Origin of the sequence: Acidisphaera sp. L21, from assembly GCF_009765685.1 — a bacterium.
GTDB lineage: Bacteria > Pseudomonadota > Alphaproteobacteria > Acetobacterales > Acetobacteraceae > LMUY01.
Window position 1 is genome coordinate 1 of sequence record NZ_LMUY01000098.1, and the last position, 6,363, is coordinate 6,363.

The window sequence follows — 6,363 nt, forward strand, 5'->3', positions numbered from 1 at the left end:
TTTACAATGCGTTAGACCCGACAACTCACTACCCCGTTCCTGCCGAACTACGTTTCTCGGGCGATCTTGGATTCCTCGCCAATCGCCTGCCGGATCGGGAAGCTCGGGTTGAGTCTTTTTTCTTGCAAGCCGCTTCGCGGCTACCCAGCCGTTGCTTCCTAATCGGTGGCTCCGGCTGGGAGGATAAGGCGATGAGTGCCAATGTGACTCGAATAGGCCATGTTGGCACGGCCGATCACAATGCATTCAACACCTCGCCATTGGCTGTGTTGAATGTGGCTCGTGACTCTATGGCGGCTGTTGGATATTCACCGGCGACGCGCGTGTTTGAGGCTGCGGGCGCTGGCGCCTGCCTGATCACCGATGCTTGGGAGGGCATCGAGCAGTTTTTACAGCCCAATTCCGAAGTGCTTGTGGCCCGCGATGGGCAAGATGTGGCCGACCATTTGACGGCCCTTACCCCGCAGCGTGCCCATAGGATTGGAGAGTCTGCGCGGCGGCGCGTGCTGGCGGAGCACACATACGCCCTTCGAGGGGCCGAGGTAGATAATTTGCTAAGGATCCTCTCAGCGACTAAGCAGGAAGTAGCATGAGACTGGTCGTCCTTGGATTGACGCTATCGTCTTCATGGGGCAACGGCCATGCTACCACCTACAGGTCGCTTCTAAGCGCGTTCGTCGAGCGTGGGCACACCGTGCTTTTTCTAGAGCGTGACGCACCGTGGTACGCGGGTGATCGCCGGGATTTGCCCAATCCTAGCTGGTGCCGTCTAGCCTTCTACGACAGTTTAGCGGAGTTGGAGACCTGGCGTAGCGACATTGCGCACGCGGATGCGGTGATTGTCGGCTCCTATACGCCGCAAGGAGTCGAAGTGGCACGGTTCGTTCGCGCTGTCGCTCATGGTGTCGTTGCGTTTTACGACATTGACACGCCGGTGACGCTTGCCAAGCTTGCTGCAGGCGATGAGGACTATCTCTCTCTTGCCTCAATCCCTGAGTTCGACCTGTATCTGTCCTTCACGGGCGGCCCTACGCTGAAGCGGCTGGAGCAGCACTATGGATCACCTGCGGCGCGGCCGCTGTATTGCACAGTGGATACTAGTGCTTACCGGCCCCTCGGCTTGCCGGCGCGGTGGGATCTGAGTTACCTGGGCACATATAGTCCCGACAGACAACCCCCGCTGGAGTGTCTTCTGCTTGAACCCGCGCGCCGTAACCCTCATTTGCGTTTCGTGGTTGCTGGACCACAATACCCTGCCAATATTGCTTGGCCGAGCAACGTGGAGCGCATCGAACATTTACCACCCGCGGAGCATGCAGGGTTCTACGCCGCCAGCCGCTTCACGCTCAATGTCACACGCGCTGACATGATCGCCGCCGGGTGGAGTCCCAGCGTGCGTCTCTTCGAGGCTGCGGCGTGCGGGACGCCCATCATATCAGATGTTTGGGAGGGATTGGGCACGTTACTCGAACCTGGATCCGAAATTCTTCTGGCCTGTGGGGCGGATGATGTTCTCGCTGCGCTGCTTGAACTGCCGGAGGACAAACGCGTGGCATTGGGGACGGCCGGGCGTCGCCGCGTGTTGGCTGAGCACGATGCGGGGCGCAGGGCCACTGAACTCGAAGCCTACCTCTCTGCCCCCCGTGCATGATCGAAACAGCAACGCGTTGCTCAGGTGGACAGCGTTTCGGTGACAGACGACTCAGGGACTGCATGGGTGGCGGCGATGAAGCGCGGGGACTATCAAACCGCCTGGCGGCTAAGCGATAGGGTGCGGGCGGACAGCGACCCGACAACGCGCGACGATCCCCGGCTTCCATACCATCTACGATGGGTTTGGGATGGTCGTCCGCTAGTGGGGCTGCATGTTCTGGTCCGCTGCTATCATGGGCTGGGTGATACGCTTCAATTTGCCCGGTATCTTCCCGCTCTTGGTCACCAGGTCGCGTCGCTCACAGTGGAGACACAGCCGGAGCTGATCCCGCTCTTAGAGACTATGTCTGGCATTGATCGACTGGTTGGGTTTGATCCGCTAAGTCCAGCCAAACCTGCCGGATGCGATATTGAAATCATGGAACTCGGGGCTGCGTTGCGGATGGAGCCGGCGCTTCTGCCGCCGCCATACCTGCAAATCTCACCAGGTCCGCCTAACTACGAGGACGCGATTGGGCTGTGTTGGAAGGCGGGCGGATGGAACTCCGAGCGTTCAATGCCAGCCTCCCTTCTTGTCCCGCTAACACAGCATTCTTGCGTGTCGCTTTGCCCGGGTCCGACCGACCTCCGCGTGCTGAATCCATTGGGGTGTCCCGCCGCTATTATCGACACGGCGCGTCTGCTCAAGTCGCTTCGCTTGGTCATCACAGTCGACACAATGATCGCCCACCTCGCTGGCGCACTCAATGTTCCAACGTGGCTTCTGGTGAAGCATGACAGCGACTGGCGGTGGATGATGGATAGGTCAGATTCACCTTGGTATCCTTCGATGCGCTTGTACCGGCAGCCAAGCCCAGGCGATTGGGAGACAGTCATAGCCCGGATCGTAGCCGACCTAAATTTGTGAGGCTCCACAAATCCCCAAGTACGAAGTCTTTCCTTTGTCATTTATCTCGCCATGGCACACGCGCGCATTTCCGGCCGGAGAGGCATCTTTCGAAGACGTGCACCAAGGTTCGTGTGGAGGATGTTCTCCACCAGCGGCGCTTGACAACTTCCGGGATCATCACTGCAACCGATCGACCGGGCGTCTCATCATCTAGTTCGACAATAAGCTCTGAAAAGGCTCATGCATTTCTCGGTAAAACGTTGGAAGCAAGACAAAGCTTTGGCGCTTTAACTCCTCGGCTGTCCATTGGATGGACGATATCGGTTTGCCATTGCTCCTTCAGCCGCTTTTCGTCGACATCGCTGTCAGGGCCAGAGATGTGAAGCAGACGAACCAAGCCCCAGGTCCCATCGCCCTGCAGACCGACGGGACGCAAACCTTTGCCGGCGCACTTGCCCCGGGAGATCGTGGGTAACGCCCCATAGATTGCTTGCAGTTGCGGTAGCTGTGACCTGGCTCGGTTGAGCAAACTGGGCGAAACCGTTACCGAGACGCTGGAAAAAATCCCTGCCAAGCTCAAAGTGATCCAGCATATCCGGCCTGAATATGTCTGCCGCTTGTGCGAGACGATAGCCAGGCATTTATTCCGGTTAAGAGACGTTGTCTTTTCGGCGCTGCGGGGGCGAGGGCTATCCCGCCGAAGAAGCAACGGCACCTTCGATGCCGTCGAAGTTTCGGGAGGAAACGTCCACGATGCGGTAGCTGAAACCCGCCGCGATCCACTTACGTGACCAGACTTGAGGAGTTGCCGCCATTGCTATCCTTTTGCATCGAACCCTACCCAGCAGGTCGAACCAAGTCGAGCTAGGCTAGCGCAGCGGGCAGCTACTGGCTGTTCTGGCACTCGGCCGGGGCCTCGGCAATGCCTCATGCGCGTCAGCTGGAACCCAATGGCCATTCTTGATAGATCAGCTGGAATGGCGATCCTTCCAAACCATGCGGACGGATTAGCGCAGCAGAGCAGCAACAGCATCGACCAATTGGCGTGGTTCGGCCGGCTTAACAACCAGTGAACCGAAAGGCCATTGGTGCCTTATTTCGTCGGGCAGGCGCTGGCCACTGTAGAATAGGAATGGAATGCCACGCTCGCTTAACAGCATAGCCACAGCTTCGCTTGTATCGCGACCAAGTCGAATATCAAGAGTGGCAGCGGAAATGTTCGGTAGGGTTGCGCCTGACAATGCCTCGGCTAGTGTGATACACAGGGAGACGACGTGGGCGCCTGCTTCAGTCAGAGTGGCTTCAATGTCGAGCGCAATCAGAATCTCATCGTCGACGACAAGAACGCGAACGCCGTCAAGGCGCGCACCTGATTGAGAATGCGATGATAGCTCCATCAGGCGAGGCTTTTGGCTAGAGGAACGTCAATCGTGCAGACGAAGCCCGTTGGCAGAAAGTCTCTATGAACAGCCGCGCCGGTCAGTCCTCTTTCGATCAAACTGCTACCGAAGCCCCTACGACTGGGGATCTCTACCGGAGGTCCCCCGGCTTCGTGCCATAGAAAATTCAAAATGCTCTCAGTTCCATCTGGTCTCACGCTCCATCGCACCAGGACCGTCCCTGTCTCAGAGGAGAGTGAACCATACTTGGTCGCGTTGGTTGCAAGCTCATGCAGAATCAGGCCGAATGGAGTGGCCAAGTCGGGAGGCAGTGTGAGCGGCTCGCCATCCACCTGGATACGTCCCGAAGCATCGCTTGTGTGAACCTGGAGTTTGGATTCAATCAACGCCGTCAACTCGGCACCCTTCCATTCGGAATCGACCAAGATCTTGTGAGCGCGGGCCAGGGACGAGAGTCGTCCTTCGAATCTCTCGACGAAATCGGCACCAGATTGTGTATTACGGAGGGTTTGACGCGCCATCGATTGGACACCGGTGAGTGTGTTGCGCACGCGATGGCTTAACTCGTCGAGGAGAAGCTTCTGCTGCTCTTCCCAACGTTTCCGCTCTGTGATGTCTCGTGTGCTCTCTAGTACAAGACGACGTCCGTTGACGAGCACGAGTTCAATTTCGCTCTCGACCTGGATGATCTTGCCGCTTTTCGTCCGGTGATGCACCTCGCCTTTCCATTGAACCCGGCTCAGCAAGGATTCCCGCAGTGCCTGGAAGGTTGATCCCGGGACGATGGGATGCAAAAGCGCCTCTTTTGACTGTCCGATCGCCTCATCGCGGCCAAACCCATAAAGATCCTCGCTGCCTCTGTTCCATTTCAGAATGCCCCCGTCGAAATCCCAGACGAAGATAGGCGAGCGCGACAGCTCTACGAGCCGCATCTCTTGACGGAGATGCTCCTCGCTCAACCCCTAGTGCTACTTGCCACCCGAATGCATCATCGTGCGTATGTAATAGCGCTGCAGCGCCAAAAACGGCAGCGCCGCCACCAGCACAGACACCGAGGCCGAGGCGAACAGACCGCCCCAGTTCGCCGTTTCCATGTTCGCGTGCCGGGCAATGGCAACCTGTATCATCACTTTGTCGGGTGAGCTGGCGGCGACAATCGGCCAGAAGAAGGCGTCCCATTGCTGGATAAATTGCATCAACGCCGCCGTGGCGATAGTCGGCCCCGATAGCGGCAGAACCAACCGCCAATAGATCTGCCACCAACTCGCACCGTCGATCCGCCCTGCCTCGTACAACTCCCGCGGGACGGCGGCGAAGAACTGGCTGAACAGGAAGATAGACAGCCCGCTTGCCACCTCGGGCAGGATCAGCGCTTGGTAGCTATCCGTCCAACCCAAGAACCGGATCAACGTGTAGAGGGGCATCACAATTGACTCGAACGGCATCATAAAACTGGCTAGCACTAAAACGAAGAGGGTCGCCCGGCCCCGGAACTGAAAAGCTGCAAACCCAAATCCAGCCATTGAATTCACAAATAACGCCACCACCACCGTCACGACGGAAACGAACACCGAGTTGCCGATGGCCAAGGGGAAATCGCCACGGGTAAGTTCGGTATAATTTTCAAGCGTCAATTGGCTCGGGATTAAAGTGTGCCACGAGAACCGGCCACCATAGCGGAAGATGTCACTTGCCGGTCTGATCGACGAGATCAGCAGCCAGTAGAGCGGCAGCAGGGCGAGCACCGCAACGGCTAACATGGCTACATAGCGCAGAATTCTGCGTCGTTTCATGCAGCGTCCTCCGCCCGAAAGAAGCGCAGCTCGAGCATGGCGACGGCGCCAACGATTACCAGGATCACGGTCGAGATCGCCAACGAGCGGCCATTATCCAGCAGGGTGAAGGCAGCGCGATACGCCTCGAACATCAGCAGTGAGGTGCTTCCGTTTGGTCCTCCTGCAGTAATGACATAAACCGGTGCGAAGAGCAGGAAGTTCGCCGCGGTGTCGGCAATTAGCACAAAGCCAAACGAGCGCCGCATCAAGGGAAGAGTGATGTGCCACAACCTGCGCCACGCACCCGCGCCATCGATCGCCGCTGCTTCATTCACCTCCGGCGGAATGGCCGAAAGGCCTCCCAGCATGAAGAACATCCAATAGCCGACACCGCGCCAGGTACAGATCGCGATCAAGCTGGGGAGTGCCTGCCCCTCGCTGCGGAAAAATGGTTGGGCAGCGAGCCCCAGGCTACGCAGCAGGCCGTTCACCGGACCGACGCCCGGGTCCAACAGCAAGTTCCACATGACCGAGGTGAGCGCAATCGACACGGTGATGGGCAACAGCACCGCAGTACGCAAGGCGCCCACGCCGTGTCCAGGCTTAGAGGGTGTTATGTACTTTCTTGAGGTTAGGGCTTAATGGG

At 58.1% G+C, this 6,363-nt stretch carries 6 protein-coding genes and 1 pseudogene; 3 read left to right on the top strand and 4 right to left on the bottom strand.

Annotation, left to right across the window (positions count from 1 at the left end):
- The 3 genes and pseudogenes from GSQ76_RS19805 to GSQ76_RS32030 form a co-directional block, all read left to right on the top strand.
- Nucleotides 1–593 (top strand): glycosyltransferase (locus GSQ76_RS19805; RefSeq protein ID WP_158745842.1); only part of this gene is annotated, 593 nt, incomplete at its 5' end.
- Entirely contained in the window at nt 590–1,651 is a 1,062-nt protein-coding gene (locus tag GSQ76_RS19810) for a glycosyltransferase (protein WP_158745843.1), read from the top strand. The genes GSQ76_RS19805 and GSQ76_RS19810, both read left to right, overlap by 4 nt.
- Nucleotides 1,652–2,973: 1,322 nt before the next feature.
- Nucleotides 2,974–3,180: pseudogene (locus GSQ76_RS32030) on the top strand (IS66 family transposase zinc-finger binding domain-containing protein); the annotation flags it as partial.
- Between the two features lie 369 nt (nt 3,181–3,549).
- Here the strand turns inward: GSQ76_RS32030 and GSQ76_RS19820 are convergent.
- From GSQ76_RS19820 to GSQ76_RS19835, 4 genes are read right to left on the bottom strand one after another with little or no spacing between them, the layout of a single operon-like run.
- Nucleotides 3,550–3,939: a response regulator gene (locus tag GSQ76_RS19820; RefSeq protein ID WP_158745845.1), complete on the bottom strand. Its 390-nt coding sequence runs from the start codon at nt 3,937–3,939 to the stop codon at nt 3,550–3,552.
- Nucleotides 3,939–4,901, bottom strand: coding sequence for a sensor histidine kinase (locus GSQ76_RS19825; RefSeq protein WP_216851183.1), 963 nt, complete (start codon nt 4,899–4,901; stop codon nt 3,939–3,941). The genes GSQ76_RS19820 and GSQ76_RS19825 overlap by 1 nt, the downstream gene beginning before the upstream one ends.
- Nucleotides 4,902–4,910: 9 nt before the next feature.
- Nucleotides 4,911–5,735, bottom strand: a complete 825-nt coding sequence (locus tag GSQ76_RS19830; RefSeq protein WP_158745846.1) for a carbohydrate ABC transporter permease — start codon at nt 5,733–5,735, stop codon at nt 4,911–4,913.
- Nucleotides 5,732–6,307 (bottom strand): carbohydrate ABC transporter permease, encoded by a 576-nt coding sequence (locus tag GSQ76_RS19835; protein WP_158745847.1) that lies wholly within the window; start codon nt 6,305–6,307, stop codon nt 5,732–5,734. The genes GSQ76_RS19830 and GSQ76_RS19835 overlap by 4 nt, the downstream gene beginning before the upstream one ends.
- Nucleotides 6,308–6,363 lie beyond the last annotated feature (56 nt).

Bases quoted from the DNA above. Each gene is read 5' to 3' on its own strand.
- GSQ76_RS19810 (WP_158745843.1), top strand. From the start codon at position 590: ATGAGACTGGTCGTCCTTGGATTGACGCTATCGTCTTCATGGGGCAAC.
- GSQ76_RS19820 (WP_158745845.1), bottom strand. From the start codon at position 3,939: ATGGAGCTATCATCGCATTCTCAATCAGGTGCGCGCCTTGACGGCGTT.
- GSQ76_RS19830 (WP_158745846.1), bottom strand. From the start codon at position 5,735: ATGAAACGACGCAGAATTCTGCGCTATGTAGCCATGTTAGCCGTTGCG.